This window comes from Streptomyces sp. PA03-3a (assembly GCF_033792735.1).
Taxonomy (GTDB): Bacteria; Actinomycetota; Actinomycetes; order Streptomycetales; family Streptomycetaceae; genus Actinacidiphila.
Map to the genome: position 1 here is coordinate 1 of NZ_JARAVM010000073.1, position 17,334 is coordinate 17,334.

The 17,334-nt window shown below is 72.3% G+C and carries 18 protein-coding genes and 2 tRNA genes; 7 read left to right on the plus strand and 13 right to left on the minus strand.

All coding sequences use genetic code 11. The features are described 5' to 3' along the window. Together PV342_RS40080 and PV342_RS40085 are read right to left on the minus strand one after the other, a co-directional pair. Positions 1 to 1,649, minus strand: a 1,649-nt coding sequence (locus tag PV342_RS40080) for a PAS domain-containing protein (protein WP_500321080.1), incomplete at its 3' end; no start/stop codon positions are given. A gap of 232 nt (positions 1,650 to 1,881) precedes the next feature. Continuing rightward, on the minus strand, positions 1,882 to 2,322 hold the full coding sequence (locus PV342_RS40085) for an SSI family serine proteinase inhibitor (protein WP_400799541.1): 441 nt from the start codon (positions 2,320 to 2,322) through the stop codon (positions 1,882 to 1,884). A 186-nt stretch (positions 2,323 to 2,508) separates the two neighbouring features. Between PV342_RS40085 and PV342_RS40090 the strand changes: the two genes are divergently transcribed. Together PV342_RS40090 and PV342_RS40095 are read left to right on the plus strand one after the other, a co-directional pair. After that, positions 2,509 to 2,599 (plus strand) — tRNA-Ser (locus tag PV342_RS40090). Positions 2,600 to 2,780: 181 nt separating this feature from the next. Further along, positions 2,781 to 2,853 (plus strand) — tRNA-Arg (locus PV342_RS40095). Positions 2,854 to 2,934: 81 nt separating this feature from the next. Here the strand turns inward: PV342_RS40095 and PV342_RS40100 are convergent. Both PV342_RS40100 and PV342_RS40105 read right to left on the minus strand, forming a co-directional pair. Further along, positions 2,935 to 3,381 (minus strand): tyrosine-type recombinase/integrase, encoded by a 447-nt coding sequence (locus PV342_RS40100; protein WP_400799538.1) that lies wholly within the window; start codon positions 3,379 to 3,381, stop codon positions 2,935 to 2,937. Between the two features lie 29 nt (positions 3,382 to 3,410). Further along, the gene (locus tag PV342_RS40105; RefSeq protein WP_400799535.1) at positions 3,411 to 3,989 is read right to left on the minus strand and encodes a tyrosine-type recombinase/integrase; all 579 of its coding nucleotides are present in this window, start codon (positions 3,987 to 3,989) and stop codon (positions 3,411 to 3,413) included. A gap of 551 nt (positions 3,990 to 4,540) precedes the next feature. On the opposite strand from PV342_RS40105, the gene PV342_RS40110 reads away from it, so the two are divergent. After that, complete coding sequence (locus PV342_RS40110; protein WP_500321082.1) at positions 4,541 to 5,734, plus strand: FG-GAP-like repeat-containing protein; 1,194 nt, start codon at positions 4,541 to 4,543, stop codon at positions 5,732 to 5,734. A 171-nt stretch (positions 5,735 to 5,905) separates the two neighbouring features. On the opposite strand, the gene PV342_RS40115 is transcribed toward PV342_RS40110, so the two are convergent. Further along, the gene (locus PV342_RS40115; RefSeq protein ID WP_500321084.1) at positions 5,906 to 6,262 is read right to left on the minus strand and encodes a hypothetical protein; all 357 of its coding nucleotides are present in this window, start codon (positions 6,260 to 6,262) and stop codon (positions 5,906 to 5,908) included. A gap of 160 nt (positions 6,263 to 6,422) precedes the next feature. On the opposite strand from PV342_RS40115, the gene PV342_RS40120 reads away from it, so the two are divergent. After that, positions 6,423 to 6,686 carry a hypothetical protein gene (locus PV342_RS40120; RefSeq protein WP_400799526.1) on the plus strand — a complete coding sequence of 88 codons (264 nt, stop codon included), beginning with the start codon at positions 6,423 to 6,425 and terminating at the stop codon, positions 6,684 to 6,686. A 185-nt stretch (positions 6,687 to 6,871) separates the two neighbouring features. After that, positions 6,872 to 7,084 carry an EF-hand domain-containing protein gene (locus PV342_RS40125; RefSeq protein WP_089225352.1) on the plus strand — a complete coding sequence of 71 codons (213 nt, stop codon included), beginning with the start codon at positions 6,872 to 6,874 and terminating at the stop codon, positions 7,082 to 7,084. Between the two features lie 15 nt (positions 7,085 to 7,099). Here the strand turns inward: PV342_RS40125 and PV342_RS40130 are convergent, their stop codons facing one another. Further along, the gene (locus tag PV342_RS40130; protein ID WP_500321086.1) at positions 7,100 to 7,939 is read right to left on the minus strand and encodes an MEDS domain-containing protein; all 840 of its coding nucleotides are present in this window, start codon (positions 7,937 to 7,939) and stop codon (positions 7,100 to 7,102) included. Between the two features lie 110 nt (positions 7,940 to 8,049). Next, complete coding sequence (locus PV342_RS40135; protein WP_392607529.1) at positions 8,050 to 8,931, minus strand: LLM class F420-dependent oxidoreductase; 882 nt, start codon at positions 8,929 to 8,931, stop codon at positions 8,050 to 8,052. A gap of 215 nt (positions 8,932 to 9,146) precedes the next feature. On the opposite strand from PV342_RS40135, the gene PV342_RS40140 reads away from it, so the two are divergent. Then, complete coding sequence (locus PV342_RS40140; protein WP_386989863.1) at positions 9,147 to 9,887, plus strand: response regulator transcription factor; 741 nt, start codon at positions 9,147 to 9,149, stop codon at positions 9,885 to 9,887. A 22-nt stretch (positions 9,888 to 9,909) separates the two neighbouring features. Here the strand turns inward: PV342_RS40140 and PV342_RS40145 are convergent, their stop codons facing one another. From PV342_RS40145 to PV342_RS40165, 5 genes are all read right to left on the minus strand, one after another. Further along, positions 9,910 to 10,380 carry a PPOX class F420-dependent oxidoreductase gene (locus PV342_RS40145; RefSeq protein ID WP_500321089.1) on the minus strand — a complete coding sequence of 157 codons (471 nt, stop codon included), beginning with the start codon at positions 10,378 to 10,380 and terminating at the stop codon, positions 9,910 to 9,912. A 25-nt stretch (positions 10,381 to 10,405) separates the two neighbouring features. Further along, positions 10,406 to 11,239, minus strand: coding sequence for a YceI family protein (locus tag PV342_RS40150; protein WP_400799512.1), 834 nt, complete (start codon positions 11,237 to 11,239; stop codon positions 10,406 to 10,408). Positions 11,240 to 11,384: 145 nt separating this feature from the next. Then, entirely contained in the window at positions 11,385 to 13,799 is a 2,415-nt protein-coding gene (locus PV342_RS40155; RefSeq protein ID WP_472975004.1) for an MFS transporter, read from the minus strand. Positions 13,800 to 13,876: 77 nt separating this feature from the next. After that, positions 13,877 to 14,332 (minus strand): MarR family winged helix-turn-helix transcriptional regulator, encoded by a 456-nt coding sequence (locus PV342_RS40160; protein ID WP_500321091.1) that lies wholly within the window; start codon positions 14,330 to 14,332, stop codon positions 13,877 to 13,879. A gap of 153 nt (positions 14,333 to 14,485) precedes the next feature. Further along, positions 14,486 to 15,421 carry an aldo/keto reductase gene (locus PV342_RS40165; RefSeq protein WP_500321093.1) on the minus strand — a complete coding sequence of 312 codons (936 nt, stop codon included), beginning with the start codon at positions 15,419 to 15,421 and terminating at the stop codon, positions 14,486 to 14,488. Positions 15,422 to 15,526: 105 nt separating this feature from the next. Here PV342_RS40165 and PV342_RS40170 point away from each other — a divergent pair, with 105 nt between their 5' ends. Continuing rightward, positions 15,527 to 15,703 (plus strand): hypothetical protein, encoded by a 177-nt coding sequence (locus PV342_RS40170; protein ID WP_018558259.1) that lies wholly within the window; start codon positions 15,527 to 15,529, stop codon positions 15,701 to 15,703. Positions 15,704 to 15,798: 95 nt separating this feature from the next. On the opposite strand, the gene PV342_RS40175 is transcribed toward PV342_RS40170, so the two are convergent. Continuing rightward, a partial coding sequence (locus tag PV342_RS40175; protein ID WP_500321095.1) for a LuxR C-terminal-related transcriptional regulator occupies positions 15,799 to 17,334 on the minus strand: 1,536 nt, incomplete at its 5' end.

Consider the following 17,334-nt stretch of genomic DNA (forward strand, 5'->3'; position numbering starts at 1 on the left):
GGCAGCGCGAGCGCGGCACCGGGGACCGGCGCCGCCGCCACCGGTGCGGCCTGCTGCGGCGGCTGCGGGGCCGGCACGGCCACCGGCGACGGGGACGGCGCCTGCGGCAGAGCGGCGCGGCCGGTACCGCGCACCGGCTCGGCCGGCACCGGCATGACGGTCGTCTCCGACTCGCGCCGGGGCTCCTTGACCGCCGTCTTCGCCCCACCCTTGCCGACCGGCACTTCCATCACGTAGGCGCTGCCCTGGCCGGGCACCTCGTGCGTCTGGAGCACGCCGCCGTGCTTCTCGACGATGCCGCGCGCGACCGGCACGTGCACCGGGTTGTCGCCCGCGTGCGGGCCGCGCACCTCGATGCGGACGGAGTCGCCGCGCTGCGCCGCCGCCACCACGATCGTGGAATCGACGCCGCCGACCACGACCGGCATGTTGCCGGCCGCGTCGACGCCCGCCACGTCCGCGATCAGGTGGGACAGCGCCTGGGACATCCGCTCGGCGTCCACCGTCGCCTCGATCGGCGGGGCGTGCACCGCGTACTGGGCCCGCCCGGGACCGATCAGCTCGACCGCGGCCTCGACACCGGACGCCACGACCTTGTCCATCGAGGTCGTCTCGCGCTGCAGCTTCTCCTCGCCGCGGTCGAGCCGCTGGAAGGACAGGACGCTGTCGATGAGCGTGGTGATCCGCGCGTAGCCCGCGGTCAGGTGGTGCAGGATCTGGTTGGCCTCCGGCCACAGCTGCCCGGCCGGGTCGTTGGCCAGCCCGGCGAGCTCGGCCCGCAGTTCGTCCAGCGGCCCGCGCAGGGCGTCGCCGAGCAGCGACTGCAGTTGCGCGTTGCGGGCGGCGAGCGCGTCGAAGCGCGTGCGGTCGGTGAAGGTCATCACCGCGCCGACCAGCTGCTCGCCCTCCCGCACCGGCGCCGTGATCAGGTCAACCGGCACCGAGCGCCCGTCCTTGCGCCACAGCACCTGGCCGCGGACCCGGTGCTTCAGCCCGGAGCGCAGCGTCTCGGAGAGCGGCGTCTCCTCGGCCGGGAGCGGGCTTCCGTCCGGACGGGAGTGGTGCACCAGAGGGTGCAGCTCCTGCCCGCCGAGGTCGGTGGCCCGGAAGCCCAGGATCTGCGCGGCCGAGGGGTTGACCAGGACGATCTTGCCGTCGGTGTCGACGCCGATCACGCCCTCGCTGGCGGCGCGCAGGATCATCTCGGTCTGGCGCTGCTGGCGGGCGAGTTCGGTCTCGGTGTCCAGCGTCCCGGTGAGGTCCCGGACGACCAGCATCAGCAGCTCGTCGCCGGTGTAGCTGTAGGTCTCGGCGAAGGGTGTGCGGGCGTCGTCGAGGTTCGCGCTCGTGACCTCCACCGGAATTTCACTGCCGTCGGTCCGCCGGGCGATCATCCGGGTCGGCTTGGTGCGGCCCACGTCGTCGTCGGGGCGGCGCATCGAACCGGGGATGCGACGCGCGTCGAACGCCGGCAGGAGGTCGAGCAGCCCGCGGCCCACGAGGGCGGTGCCCGGCGACTCGAAGGTCTCCAGGGCGATGGAATTGGCGTTGACGACGGTCCCGTTGGCGTTCACCAGGAGCAGGGCGTCGGGGAGCGCGTCGAGTATTGCCGCGAGGCGAGCAGCGCCTCGGGATGGCCTGCTGCTCACGAGACGCGTCCTCCCTGAAAACCGCACTTGCCGCCGCGCCACCACCCGCGAAGGGGCTTCCACCGGTGCTGGCCCATCTTGCCGCCGACCGGGGGGCATGTCACTAGAGCGAGTGTACGGGCAGAGGTTGGCAGTGAGGCTCCGGATACCCATGTCCCGTACGCGTGAGTAGTGTTCGCGTCCGAGGCGTGCGGATGTGGTGTCGGTCACCCCCGCAGCTCCCACACCCGACTCACACGCCCAGGTCACCGGACCCGTCGCGGACCGCGGGCGCGGGCAGCACCGGGGCCATCTGCCGCCAGCGCGCCGTCTCGCAGCCGTTGCTGCGGTCGTAGCGGGCGTCCACGGGCCGGCCGCGCCAGCTGCCGCGCACCGTCGCCCGCTGCGGGCCGCTGTAGATCATCGTGCACATCGTGCCGTGGGGCGAGGGGCCCACGGGCCCGCCCAGCCGCTCCAGGCGGGCGCACGCCTTTGACGCCTCGGGGTGGGTCCCGCCGACGGGGTCGCAGCGCAGGTCGAACTCCGACAGGCGGCCGCCCCCGTCGTCCACGGTCACCCGCAGTACGTCGGGCGGCGCTCCCGGCACCGGAGGGCAGGCCAGGGCCGGCGCGGCCACCGTCAGCGGCAGGCCGAGCGCGAGCGCGGCGGTCATGGGCACACGAGCCAATCGCATGCTCCGTCCCTACCTCCCCGCGGCGGCCCGCGCCTCCCAATCCACCCGATCGTGGGCGCGCCGCCCCGGCGCCCGCCGCAACGCCTTTGCCCTGGCCGCACGAGGCCTAGTAATCTGGTCAGCGATTGGTCCCAGCCCGGTGGGCTGTGCCATCATCTGCACACACCCGCTCGCGCGGGTACACCAGGAGGCGTCGCCTAGTCCGGTCTATGGCGCCGCACTGCTAATGCGGTTTGGGGTTTACCCCCCATCGAGGGTTCAAATCCCTCCGCCTCCGCCTCACAGAAGCCCCGGCCACCCGGCCGGGGCTTCTGCCGTTCCCGGACCCTCCGCTGGACCGCCGTTGTGGCGTTTCCGCAGGTCAGTGCATGTGTAGCTAATGGATTTCACCTCACGGCGCGGGTCATGTAATGTTGTTCCCGCAACGCCGACCGGCAAGAAAACGCCGGGAAGCACAAGCACTCGTAGCTCAACGGATAGAGCATCTGACTACGGATCAGAAGGTTGCAGGTTCGAATCCTGCCGAGTGCACACAGCTCAGAAGGCCCCCGAGATCATCTCGGGGGCCTTCTGACATCAGCGGCTGACATCAACGTGGTTCGGGTCGGCGTCTCAGCCGGCCGCGAGGCTCACCGCGTCTTCGTCGCCGTCCTCCTCGTCCAGCCCGAGGGCGTCGTCCATGCGATCGGCTGCGGCCCGCAGGGTCGTGTGCATGACGTGCGCGTAGGTGTCGAGCGTCATCGTGATCGTGCTCTGCCCGAGCGTCTCCATGATGGTCCGAGCGTCGACCCCCTGAGCCAGGAGCAGCGACGCGCACGTGTGCCGGAGGTCGTGCACACGGACCCTACGGATCTCGGCGTTGCGACAGAGGACAGTGAGCATTCTGTTGGGGCCCCGGGGGTCCGTCGCCCGCCCCGTGGCGGTGGTGAAGATCAGCCCGCTCGGCTGCTGCGGGAGGGGCCGCCACTTGTTGCCGGCCACGGTCCGCTCCTGGGCTTGCGTGACCTTGTGGGCGGAGAGCGCGGCGACACAGCGCTTCGGGAGCGAGACGGTCCGCACCGAGCACATCGTCTTCGGCGTTCCGAAGATCAGCTCACACTTGATGCGCTGGAGATTGCGCCGGACCCGGAGCTGACCGTTGGTGGGTCGACATCCGCCCACGTGGGGCCCAGCACCTCGCCCCGCCGCAGCCACAGCCCGTGGAGCCGGTGGTCGCGTGCGGCCTTGAGCAGCATCTTGGCTTTGGCGCCGTCCAACGGACGGACTTCCTGGCGGGTGACCGTCGGTGTCTCCACGATCTTGGCGACGTTGCGGGCGATGAGTACGTCTCGCACCGCCTGCTGGAGTGCGGAGCGCAGGACCGCGTGGACGTACTGGACCGTCCTCGCGGACGGGTGCCGCTTGCAGCACCTTCCGACCGCACAGCACGTCTGGTCGCCCTTCTCCCTGGGGGTGTCGACCCCACGAAGGCAGCAGAGGCACCCGTTCTTGAACTCGGCCAGGAACAGCCGGACATCGGTCGGGGAGAGGCGGTTGAGCCTCTTCTTGCCGAGCGCCGGGGTGATGTAGAGCCGACTCAGCCCCCCGTAGCTGTTGAGCGTGGCGGGCTTGAGCCGACCGGCTGCGATGGTGGCAAGCCAGTACGTGAGGTAGTCGCCGAACGCCATGGCAGAGGTGGCGGCCGGGATGCCCTGCCTGGTCTTCTCCTGAGTTCGGTGAGCTTGTGGCTCACCTCCTCCCGCGTCTTGCCGTAGACGAACTTCCTCACGCGCGTCCCGTCGGGGCGGTAGACGTACGCAGCGGCGTGATCGCGCCCGTCCTTGCGCTTGGTGATGGTGCCTTCGCCGTTGGCGCGCGGCGCTTGGCCATTACGCGGCCTCCTCGATGCTCGGTGGCTGCGCCGCAAGGCGCGTCCGCACTGCTGTAGCAACGCGTGGGGCAAGGCGTATGACCGCGCCGAGGCCGCCCGCCTCGCGCCTGACGCGCACCTGAGTCGCCCCGGCCGGCCGGCTCCCCGGCCGGGCCCCGCACAACCTGGAGCGACCCCCACGGGGCGCGAGGATGGTGAACTCGGAGCGGTCAAGTCGCCGACTGGTGGACGAAGAGGCACAAAGCCGGTGACCACCTCCAGGGCGCTTGATCAGCTGTTCGTAGGCTGGGGTATCTTCCTGGCGCGGCACGTTGAGGTTCTTCTCCGTGCCGCGTGAGGGAGGGGACTATGCGCAAGACTCTGCTTCAGCGCGCGGCCGCTTTGGCCACGACGCTGGGGCTCGCATCGCTCGGGCTGCTCGGGGCCGGCGCGGCGCCCGCGCAGGCGGCGATCAGTGACTGTCCCAAGGGCTACTTCTGTGGCTGGGCAAGTAGCAACGGTACGGGCTCGATGTTCAAGACGAAGACGAGCATGCCCACGCTGGGGAGTTGGGACAACAAGATCCAGACGCGGTACAACCGCACGGGATTCAACGTCTGTTTCTACGACAAGCCGAACTACGACTTGGCCGGCGGGTACTCATGGGATACCCCTAACCAGTCCTATCCGACGAACGGCGCCGAGGCTAATACCAGTTCCATCAAGCTCGTGCGCACGCTGCGCGAGTGCGAGTCGGACCCGTATCCCTACTGGGAGACGGCGACGTCGCCGAAGGCGCTCGGGTTCGGCGACATGAACGGCGACCGGCGCGCGGACGCGGTACTGCGTGATGAGGCCGGGCGCCTGTGGCTCATGCCCGGCAACGGCACCGGGCGCCTCATCGGCAACGGCGGCTGGAACGCCATGAACGCCCTCGTGAGGCACGGCGACTTCAGTCGTGACGGTCACGAGGACGTGATCGCCAGCGAAAAGGCCACCGGCAAACTGTGGCTGTACCCGGGCACCGGCAGCGGAGGGCTCGGCACGCGCAAGCTCATCGGCAACGGCGGCTGGAACTCCATGGGCCGGCTCGCGGCGTTCGGCGACCTGACCGGCGACGGCCGCTCCGACCTTCTCGGCGCAGAGAAGGCCACCGGCAAACTGTGGCTCTATCCGGGTACCAGCAGTGGAGGCCTCGGCACGCGCAAGCTCATCGGCAACGGCGGCTGGAACGGCATGAACGCCCTCGTCGGCGCTGGTGACATGACCGGCGATGGCCGGGCTGACCTCGTTGCCAGGGAGAAGGCCACAGGGAAGCTGTGGCTCTACCCCGGAACCTCGACCCGGACTCTCGGCGCACGCAAGCTCATCGGCACCGGCGGCTGGAACTCGATGGACCACATCCTCGGCGTCGGCGACACCTCCGGAGACGGGCGACCCGACCTGGAAGCGTCCGACGGCTCCTCGCTCTACCAGTACCAGGGGCTCGCCACCGGTGGCCTGCGCAAGGTCGACCTCGGCAACGGCACCTGGTGGGCGCTGGATGGCGCCACTGCCTTCTGATCCGCTCGTGAACGCCCTCGCCGGCCCCGTGCAACCTGCTCCGGACCGGCCTGGCTCGCGTCGGACATACGCCTGGGCAGACCGCACCCGCGGTTTGCCCGGCACAGCAGTCACGGTTCCCTGACCGAGCACACGACGGCGGCCCCCACCCGGCACAGGTGGGGGCCGCCGTCACGCGGAAGCAACACCATTGCGCGACGGGGGGACCAGCACTGTCGGCTGCTCCCTGTGGGCAGGTGCCGGAGCAGCCAGCGGGGCGACCATGGCCTGAGCGATGGCTATCAAGACTTCGCGCCGTTGCTCGGGGGCCAGATCGGCATCGGTCACGAGCCTTTCGGCAGCAAGGTACATAGAGAACTCCAACGGCCGATCGAAATACGACCGAAGACGAATCGCCGCTGCTTCCTGTGACCGGACGAACGTCTTGCCGGCGTACCCGGCCAAGCCTGCGGAGACCGCGCCGAGGCCACCGGCGACAATGCTTCCCGCTGTAGTGCTCGCCTCCAATGCGACAGCGATGAAGGACATTCCCCTGCGGGACTGGGCGCAGCAACCTGACGACCGACTTTGTACGCGAGGGGCTACTGTTCCGCGTGGTCAGCTTCGGGCCGTCGCACCGGGTGCTGCTGCTGCGCAGCGATGCCATCGCGGTCGACAATACGCCTGCGTCGAGCTGTACTTCGGCCACGTGGAACTCATGCTGCTCAAGCCCGTCTACGAGAGGGGTATTCACCTTCGGCGGGCGACCGAGGTCGAATTCGCGGTGCTGCAGGAGCGCTATGACCTCCCCGCGGACGACGCGGTATTCCCCTGGATGATCGAATCCGACGGGGACAGCTTCGTCGTCTCCGGCCCCCGGGATCACCCGGGGGCCTGTCGCGTCGTGCACCACGAGCGCGCGGATGCTTCCGCGTCACTCGGAGTCAGGGGTCGCGGCCCGGACGCGTCATGAGCCGGAGCGGTGGTGGCGCAGGTGCGGGGCGGTCGCCCCGAGGCGACGGCGAAGGTGCCCGGCGCGCTGCGGGCGGCGGGCCGGCGGCCGCCGTGATCCACCTCCGCCCGCCCGCCGGCGGGGACGTCGCGGCGGCTAGGGTGTGCGCAGTCAGGACCGAGTACACACATGGAGGGGTGGTCACGATGGCGGACATCGAGGCGGCCAAGAAGGCGTTCACGCGATTCGATGTCGACGGGGACGGGCTCATCACGGCCGGCGAGTACAAGAGCGTGATGGCGCAGCTCGGGGACTTCAACGTGACCGAGACCGTGGCGCAGAGCGTCATCAGGGCCGTCGACGCCAACGGCGACGGCAAGATCTCGTGGGACGAGTTCTGGGCGGCCCAGCAGGCCTGACACCGGGCCGAGGGTTCAGCTCTCCTCGAGGAGGAGCTGGGGGACCTCGGCCGCGCCGCACAGCCGCAGGGTGCGCGCGTGCAGTCGCGGGCAGCGGATGGTGACGCGGTCGGCGGGGCCGAGGGACGCCGCGTGGCGGATCAGGACGGATGCGCAGCGGGCGTCGATGAAGGACAGCCGGGTGAGGTCGACCCGGGTCGGCGGGCCGGAGGGCGCCGCGAAGGCGTGACGGACGGCCAGTTCGAAGTCGTCGCGGGTGGCGAGGTCGGCGTCGCCGCGGAGGGCGAGGGTGCGGCCTGTGTGCTCCGCGCGCAGGGAGCCGTGGCGCGGGCGGACGCAGACCGGGTGGGCGGCCCGGACCCTGCCGAGGAGCGAGGCCGCGCAGCGCCGCTCGTCGTACTCGCAGATGGCGGTGAGGCCGAGGCCCGCCAGCACCGGGGTCATGGCGGTCTCGTGGCCGAGCAGGCGGTCGCTGTCGAGGCCGGGACCCAGTGCCCAGGACATGTCACCGGCGGCGCGCAGGCCCGAGAAGCCCTGTCCGTGGGCGGCGTTCGTCAGCGCGGTCCAGGCGGCGGCCGTGTCGTAGCCGGGGACCGCGGGGGTGATGACGAGCGCGCCGTGACGTAACGCGTCGGCTGCCCGGATCCCTCGCGCGGTGAGGTGGGTGACGGCCTCGTCCGGGGGTGTGCCGGGGCCGGTGAGGAGCAGCACGCGTTCGCCGCGGGCCAGGCCGATCGCGGTGAAGGCGGCGCGGATCTCCCAGCGGTCGTCCTCGTCCTGGAAGCCCAGGCAGGCGTGGTCGCCGGACGCCATGCGGTCGACCGGGACGGTGCGGGGCACGGTGCCGCTGTCCATGGGGCCGAACATACGCCCGGCCCCGTGGGGTGGCCGGGCGCTGAACGCCTTTGAGCGGAGCGTTGCGTTCCTGTTCGCTGGGATGCCGCCGGTTGCCTCCGGGCGGACCGTCAGTGACCGGCGGGCTTCAGCGCCTCCGCCAGCCGGCGCCACTGTTCGCGCGGCAGTCCGGACCCGTCCTCACCCGAGGCCAGTACCTGGACGGCGACGTGGTCGGCGCCCGCGTCGAGGAAGGCGTCGATCCGCTGCCGGACCCGCTCCTCGTCGCCCCAGCCGAAGAGCGCGTCGACCAGCCGGTCGCTGCCCCCGTCGGCGAGGTCGTCCTCGTCGAAGCCCAGGCGCAGCCAGTTGCCCGTGTAGTTGGGGAGCGTCAGGTAGAACGCGAGCATCTCCCTGGCGGTCTCGCGGGCCCGCGTCGGGTCGCTCTCCAGGACGACCGTGAACTCCGGTGCCAGCAGCGGTCCTTCGCCCAGCGTGGCGCGGGCCTCGGCGGTGTGCTCGACGGTGACCAGGTACGGGTGGGCGCCCGCCGAGCGGTCGCGGGCGAGTTCCAGCATCCGCGGGCCCAGCGCGGCGAGCACCCGCTGGTCGGCCGGCGCACCGGCGGCGTCCAGCGCGTCGAGATAGGCGGTCATCGCGGCGTACGGGCGCTTGTACTGCTCGACGAGGCGGGCGTGGCTCACGCCGATCCCCAGCAGGAAGCGCCCGGGGTGGGCCGCCTCGAGCGCGGCCTGGCGGGCGGCGGCGTCCCCGGCCTCGTACTGCCAGATGCTGAGGATGCCGGTCGCGACGGTGATCGAGGAGGTGGCCGCGATCAGGGGGGCCGCGTGCTCGACGCCGCTGCTGCCGCCGAGCCACAGGGCGCCGTACCCCAGTTCCTCCAGTTCGGCCGCGGTCTCGGCCAGTTCGGCCGCCCGGGCCGGGTCGGGGTCGCGCAGCCCGGCGCTCCACAGGCCGTATCGTCCGATCGCCGGCGTCCGGCTGTCGCTCATGGGTCTTCTCCCGCCACGAAGTCCGTGTGAAGTCCGAGGAAGTTCGACGTCCCTGGTAGTAAAACGCGGTCCGCGGCCCGCGCATTCCCCGCCCGGCGGCGCGTCAGGGTGGTGTGCCCGCCTCTCGCGGCAGTCCCCGCGAGAGGCAGGCGATTCTGAGGGAAATCACAGACGGCGGAAAGGGCGTTCTCAGGGACGGCGCACAGGATGCGGGCATGACCGCGTCTCCCTCCCCCGCCGCCGGCCTCACGCGCCCCGACGGCTCACCTGTCCGGGTGCTCGTCGTCGACGACGAGAACGACCTCGCCGACCTGCTCTCCATGGCCCTGCGCTACGAGGGTTGGGACGTCACCACCGAACACACCGGCTCCGAGGCGCTGCGCACCGCGCGCGAGCTGCGACCGGACGCCGTGGTCCTCGACGTCGTGCTCCCCGACATGGACGGGCCCGCGGTCCTGGCCCGCCTGCGCCGCGAGCTGCCCGGCGTGCCCGCGCTGTTCGTCACCGCCAAGGACGCCGTCGAGGACCGCATCGCGGGCCTCACCGCGGGCGGGGACGACTTCGTCACCAAGCCGTTCGGTCTGGAGGAGGTCGTGGCCCGGCTGCGCGGACTGCTGCGCCGGGCCGGGGCGGCCGCCGTCCGCCAGGACTCGCTGCTGGTCGTGGGCGACCTCGTACTCGACGAGGACAGCCACGAGGTCAGCCGCGGCGGCCAGGGCGTCCACCTCACGGCGACCGAGTTCGAGCTGCTGCGGTACCTGATGCGCAATCCGCGCCGGGTGCTGAGCAAGGCGCAGATCCTCGACCGCGTCTGGTCCTACGACTTCGGGGGCCAGGCCAACGTCGTCGAGCTCTACATCTCCTACCTGCGCAAGAAGATCGACGCGGGCCGGCCCCCGATGATCCACACCCGGCGCGGCGCCGGCTACCTGATCAAACCGGGCGAGGCGGTGTGAGCCGCTCGTGCCGGGGCCGCCTCTAGTCCTTGGGGGCCAGCCGCGCCGGGAAGCCGCCCGTGGCGATGGGGCCCCAGTGCTCGGGGGTCACGCGGACCAGGGACTTGCCCTGCCTGACCATGGCCGCGCGGTACTCGTCCCAGTCCGGGTGCTCGCCCGCGATGTTGCGGTAGTACTCCACCAGGGGCTCGACGGAGTCGGGGGAGTCGATGACCTCGGCGGTGCCGTCGACCTGCACCCAGGGGCCGTCCCACTCGTCCGACAGGACGATGACCGAGGCCCGCGGGTCGCGGCGGACGTTGCGGGCCTTGGCGCGTTCGGGGTACGTCGAGACGACCAGGCGCCCCGCGTCGTCGACCCCGCAGGTGACGGGGGAGCCCTGGGGGCGTCCGTCGGCGCGGGTGGTCAGCAGAAGGGCGCGGTGGCGCGGTCGTACGAATTCCAGCAGCTGATCGAGCTGGACGCTGGTGTTGGTCGCGATGTTGGCAGCCATGGACGGCAGCCTATGCGTCCCGCGGTCATACGGCGGGGAGGGCCGTCCCCTGGACCGCCTGGATGTCGAGGGTGATCCTGAGCGTCGTCCCCATGGTGGCGATGCCGGCCCGGACGACCTGGTTCCAGTTCATCGCGAAGTCCTCGCGGCGCAGTTCCGCCGTGGCGCGGAAGGCGGCGCGCACGCCGCCCCAGGGGTCCGGGCCGGTGCCCAGGCAGGCCAGGTCCAGGTCGACGGGGCGGGTGACCCCGCGCATCGTCAGCTCCCCGTGGACGGTCCACCGGTCGCCGCCGGCCGGCTCCAGCGAGGTGCTGCGGTAGGTGACGGCCGGGTGTTCGCGGACGTCGAGGAAGTCGGCGGAGCGCAGGTGCTCGTCGCGGGTGGCGTTCCCCGTGTCGATCGACGCCGCGTCGATCACGGCCTCGACGGACGAGGCGAGCGGCTGCTCCGCGACGTCGATCCGGCCCGCGAAGGTCCTGAAGCGGCCGTGCACGCTGGACAGGCCCAGGTGCTGGGCGACCGCGCCGACCTCGGAGTGCGCCGGGTCGATCGTCCACGGTCCGGGCGGCGGCAGTTCGAGGCCGCCCGCGCGGTCCAGCAGCAGTGTCCCGAGGTCCGCCGAGCCGGAGGCCGTCACCAGTGCCGTCGCGGCGGCCGGGCGGTAGCCCACGGCCGTCACGATCACGGTGTACGCGCCGGGGGCCAACGCGGCGGTGCGCACGGCGCCCTCGGCGTCCGCGGGCTCCCGCGCGATCTGCTGCCCGGTCATGTCGGTGACGGTGACCACGGCGTGCGGCACCGCCCAGCCGTCCTTCGTCCGGATCCGCCCGCGCAGCCCGGCTCCTGCCGTCGTGTTCATGTACCTCGCTCGCCTTCGGTGTGTTCCCCCGGCCGGGCCCGGTCCGGACGGTCCTGGCCGTCCCCTGCCCGGCCGTCCGGCCGGGCCCGTTCGTCCCCCGTCCACCGGCCCGTGCGTCTCCGCGGCGCACGGACCGGCCGATGGTTCACCCCTCGGGGTGGTTCAGCTCGACGTCGAAGCCGGCCTCGGGGCCGGTCGCGGCGCCGTTGCCGACGGTGACCTGGGTGGCCACCGGCGGGTAGCCGCTTGCGACCAGCGAGTACTCGCCGGCGTCCAGGTCGCCGAAGGCGTACGCCCCGTCGGAGCCGGTGGTGGCGGTCGCCACCACGTTCCCGGCCGCGTCGATCAGCGTGACGCGGGCCTCCGGGAGCGGCGTCCGCGCGGTGCCGCCGAGCACGGTGCCCTGCAGGCGGGCTCCGGCGCGGAGCGGGACCTCGACGTGGGTCGGGCCGTTGCCCGCGACCTCGACCGGCAGCGCGGCCGGCCGGTAGCCGGCGGCGTTGACGGCCAGGGTGAAGTCGCCCGCCGGCAGGTCCTCGAAGCCGAAGGCGCCGTCGGCGCCGGTGCCGCCGGTGGCCAGGACCTCGCCGCGCACGTCGGTCACCACGACCATGGCGCCCGCGACGGGTATGCCGGTCGCCTCGGCGACCACCGTGCCGGTGAGCCCGCTGGTGCCGGCCAGGACCACGTCGTACGGGACGGGCTCCTCGCCGACCACCACGGTGGAGGCCTGCGGCTGGTGGCCGTCGGCGGCGGCGATGAGGACGTACGAGCCGGCGCCGGGTGCGATCAGCTCGTAGCCGCCGTCCGCGCGGGTGGAGGCGCGGCCGAGCTGGCGGCCGGTGAGCGAGATCAGGGTGAGCGTGGCCCGTTCGACGCCCGCGCCCTCGGAGCCGCGCACCTGGCCGTGGATCGCGGTGCCCTCGGCCGGCAGGGGGATCACCGGCGCGGCCACGCTGACCGCCTCGGCGGTCTCGGCCGCGGTCTCGGCGAGGGTCTCGGCCGCGGAGGCCTGGGCCGGTACGGCCGGGGTCTGCTCGGCGTGGCCGGGGACACCGGCCGCCTGCTGCAGACCGCTCGCGGTCTTGAGCGGCACTTCCTTGATGAAGATCACCAGCAGCAGCGCGAGGAACGCCACGGGGGCCGCGACCAGGAAGACGTCGCCGGCGCCGTGGCCGTACGCGCTCTCCACGACGTGGCGGATCGGCGCGGGCAGCGTGGCCAGGTCGGGAATGCCGCCGGCGGACTCGCCGCCGGACTTCACGCCCAGGGCCGCCAGGCCGTCCGCGACGTAGTGCGTCACGCGGTTGCCGAGCACCGCGCCCAGCGCGGAGACGCCGATCGCGCCACCGAGGGTGCGGAAGAAGGTGACGACGGAACTGGCGGCACCGAGGTCGGCGGCGCCCACCTGGTTCTGCACGGCCAGCACCAGGTTCTGCAGCATCATGCCGACGCCGAGGCCCAGCAGCGCCATGTAGAGCGCCAGGTGCCAGTACGGGGTGTCGGAGCGCATCGAGCCCAGCAGGGCGAGGCCGCCGGTGAGCAGTACCCCGCCGGAGACCAGGAACGCCTTCCAGCGGCCGGTGCGGGTGATGATCAGGCCGGAGACGGTGGAGGAGAGGAACAGGCCGGCGATCAGCGGGATGGTCATGACGCCGGACATCGTCGGCGACTCGCCCCGCGCCAGCTGGAAGTACTGGCTGAGGAAGACCGTGCTGCCGAACATCCCGGTGCCGACGAACATCGAGGCGACCGAGGTCAGGCTGATGGTCTTGTTGCGGAACAGCCGCAGCGGCATGATCGGCTCGCTCGCGCGGGACTCGACCAGGACGAAGACCAGGACGAGCAGCAGCGCGCCCGCGGTCATGGCGTAGGTCTGCCAGGAGATCCAGTCGTACTTGTCGCCGGCGAAGGTGACCCAGACCAGCAGCAGGCTGACGGCGGCGGTGACGAAGAAGGCACCCGCCCAGTCGACCTTGACCCGGCGCCTGGCGACCGGCAGGTGCAGGGTCTTCTGCAGCACGATCAGCGCGATGATCGCGAAGGGCACGCCGACGTAGAAGCACCAGCGCCAGCCGAGCCAGTCGGTGTCGACGATGACGCCGCCGAGCAGCGGGCCGCCGACGGTGCCGAGGGCGAAGGCCGCACCGAGGTAGCCGCTGTACCGGCCGCGCTCGCGCGGGGAGATCATCGCGGCCATGATGACCTGGGTCAGCGCGGTCAGACCGCCGGCGCCTATGCCCTGGACGACACGGCAGGCGATGAGCATGCCGGCGTTCTGCGACAGACCCGCGACCAGCGAGCCCACCACGTAGATCACCAGCGCCAGCTGGACCAGCAGCTTCTTGCTGAACAGGTCCGAGAGCTTGCCCCACAGCGGCGTGGTGGCGGTGGTGGAGAGCAGGGCCGCGGTGACGACCCAGGTGTAGGCACTCTGCCCGCCGTGCAGATCGGAGATGATCCTCGGCAGGGCGTTGGAGACGATCGTGGACGACAGGATCGCCACGAACAAGCCGAGGATCAGCCCTGTCAGGGCTCGTACGATCTGCCGGTGCGACATGGGGGCCGCGTGTCCTGCGTGGGCATCGGTCCCCCGCACACCGGTCGGTGGTGCGGTTGTTGCCATCGTCATCCTCTTCACGTCGTGGAGTGTGTACGGGGGCGGCAGTCGGCGGCGAAGTCCCTGCGCAGCCGGTCCAGCAGCCGGGAGAACTCGGTGACGTCCTCGTCCGGCCAGTCCCTCAGGTGGTGGGCCAGCGCCTCGGCGACCCGGTCCTGGGCGGCGCGCAGCATGTCCGCGCCGCCGGGGGTCAGACGCAGCAACCGCGACCGCTTGTCGTGCGGGTCGGGCAGCCGGTCGATCCAGCCGCGCTCGGCGAGGTGGGACACGTGTCTGCTGGTGACGGACATGTCGACCTCCAGCAGCTCGGCCAGCCGGCTCATCCGCAGCTCGCCGTGGCGGCTGATCACCGAGAGCACGCCGAGCGACGCCGGCGGGCACTGCGGTGGACAGGCCCGGCTGAGTTCGCGGGCGACCACCGGGATCGCGCGCAGCTGGCTCGCGAGCTCCGCGAACTGCTCCTGCGTCGCCATGGCGCCTCGCTTCCCGACTCTTGTTGGTTGCCTCAAGCAACCTTAGAAACGTTTGGTTGCTGCAGGCAAATTCTTTCGGGTAAAAACCTCCAAAAGGAACGACCCGCCTCCGGCCGAGGAGGCGGGTCGTCGGAATGAAAGCCGCAGTTCAGATCAGACAGATGCCTTCGTGAGCTGATCCAGCTCCGCGGCGGTCAGCTCCAGGGCCATCGACGCCAGCAGCGCGGACAGCTGCCCGGGCGTACGGGCGCTGGCGATCGGCGCCACGACGGTCGGCTGCGACCGCAGCCAGGCCAGCGCGACGCTCGCCGGCTCCACGCCGTGCGCGGCCGCGACCTCGTCCAGCGCGGCCAGCACCCGCGGCCCGCGCTCCGACCCCAGGTAGGCGCCCGCGCCCTCCGCCCGGGGGCTGTCCACCGTGACGCCGGGCCGGTACTTGCCGGTGAGGAAGCCCCGGGCCAGACCGAAGTACGGCACGGAGGCGAGACCGTGCGCCTGGACGACCTCGCGCAGCGGACCCTCGTACTGCTCCCGCTCCACCAGGTTGTAGTGCTGCTGCAGCGCAACGTACTTGGTCAGGCCCTCGCGGTCGGCGAACTCCAGCGAGGCCGCCAGCCGCTCGGGGCTGATGTTGGAGGCCGCGACGTGGCGGACCTTGCCCTCGCGGACCAGCCCGTCCAGAGCGGTGACGATCTCCTCGACCGGGGTCTCGGGGTCGTCGTAGTGCGTGTAGTAGAGGTCGATCCGGTCGGTGCCCAGCCGGCGCAGCGACTCCTCCGCTGCGGCCTTGACCGTCGCGGCCTTCAGGCCCTTGAAGTCGGGGTGGGAGCCGACCTTGGTGGCGACGAGGACGTCGTCGCGGCGGCCGCGCTTGGCGAGCCAGGAGCCGATCACGGTCTCGGACTCCCCGCCGCTGTGGCCCGGGACCCACGCCGAGTACACGTCCGCGGTGTCGACGAAGTTGCCGCCCGCCTCCGCGAAGGAGTCCAGCACCTCGAAGGAGGTCGCCTCGTCCGCGGTCCAGCCGAAGACGTTGCCGCCGAGACAGAGGGGGGAGACGTCGAGATCAGAGTTGCCGATGAGTGCCATGTGGACTTGGACGCGGCGGCGACAAGCGGTATTCCCCGGCTGTTCCCTCGTCAACGGCGGACCTGGGGTGACCTGCCCGACACGACTTCGCTAGGGTCCTGCCCCATGACTACCCCTGACAACAACTACGACCCGGCCGGCAACACGCAGATGTTCCGCGCCTTCGTCGACGAGGAGCCCGCCCAGGTCCAGGCCGCGGGCGGCAACAAGACCGGGCTGATCGTCGGCGTCATCGCGGCCGTCGTCGTGATCGCCGCCGTGGTCTGGTTCGCGGTCGCCTGACCGGCGCGCCACACCACGTCCACTGACACCGGACGCCGGCGGTCGCCGGCCGTCCGGCGGTCGTCGTGCGCCGGTGCCCGGCGGCCCCGCCCCGCTCAGCGGAACAGCGACGCCAGCTCGACGCGCGAGCGCACCCCGAGCCGGCTGAAGATGTTCCGCAGGTGGTACTCGACCGTCCGCGTGCTGAGCAGCAGCAGATCGGCGATCTCGCGATTGGTGGCGCCCTGCGCCACCAGCTCGCAGATCCTCGTCTGCTGCGCCGTCAGCTCCCGGCGGCCGCCGGGCTCGCGGTCCACCGGGCCCACCCGGTCACCGGCGGCGCGCAGTTCGGCCGCGGCCCGTTCCGCCCAGGGGCGGGCGTCGAACTGTCGGAACACGGACACCGCGTCCCGCAGCAGGCCGCGGGCCTCGCCGGGACGGCGGGTGCGTCGCAGCCTGGAGGCGTAGAACAGCTCCGTCTTGGCCATCTCCAGGACGGTGTCGTCTCCTTGGTGGAGCCGCAGCGCCTCCCGGAAGTGGTCCACGGCGCTCGCGTCGTCCTCCGCCAGCAGCCCGTGGCAGCGGTGCGCCAGCGCCAGCCGGACGCTGCTGCGGCTCGCCGTCGCCCAGTGCTCGTACGCGCGCAGCGCCCCCGCGGCCTTCGCCCGCTGCCCGCAGCGGACCGCCGCCTCGACGAAGTGGGGCGCCGCCATCCCGCGGACCGCCAGATTCACCTGGCCCGCGCCGCCGCGCATACGGGCGAAGCGGGACAGCGCGTCGGCGGGCCGGTCCGCGGCGAGGTCCGCGCAGGCGGACACCCAGCAGTTGAAGGCCCCGGGACGGCCCAGCCCCCGTACGGCGACGGCGCGTTCGGCGGCCGCCAACCGCAGCCCCGCGGTGGCGCTGTCGCCCTGCAGCGCGGCGAGCAGCGCCAGCACCGAGAGGTGGTCCACGGCGAGGTTGCGCTGGCCGGTCGCCTCCGAGAGCCGCAGTCCCTCCTCGGCGGCGGCCCCGGCGGCGGCGTACCGGTCGAGCGCCAGCGCGCACAGGGCCTCGTAGACCAGGGCCGCCGGCACCAGCGCGTCCGCCCCCTGCTGCCGCGCCCGGTGCACGGCCGAGGCCGCGAGGCCCAGCGCCCTCGGTGCGTCCCCGAGGGTGTACGCGGCCTGGGCGGCCCAGATCGCGGACTCCGGGTCCGCCAGCGTCTCGGCGATCCGGACCACCCGGCGCAGCGCCCACTGCGCGTGGTCGTGCCGGCCCCGGAAGGTCGCCGCGAGCCCCGCGAAGTGGTCGAAGACCAGTCGCTGTTCCGGTGGGTCGTCGCTGCGGCGCAGGGCGCCGGCACGGTCGGCGAGGCCGAAGAACGCGGCGAAGTCGCCCGTCAGGCACCCCGCCTCGCCGGCCAGCATCAGGGCCCGTACGGCCGGTGCGCGCCGGTCGGCGGGGAAGCCGCCGACCGCGGCGGTCAGGTCGCGGCAGGCCACGGCGGGCACCCCGTCCCGCAGTTCGATCTCGCCCCGGACCAGCGCGCCCGGTGCCCCGCCCGGTGCCGGTCCGCCCTGGGCTCCGGCCCGGCGCATCAGGCCGCGCGCCCGCCGCGTGTCCCCGGCGGCCTGGGCGTCGGCGGCGGCCGCGACCAGCCAGCGGACCCG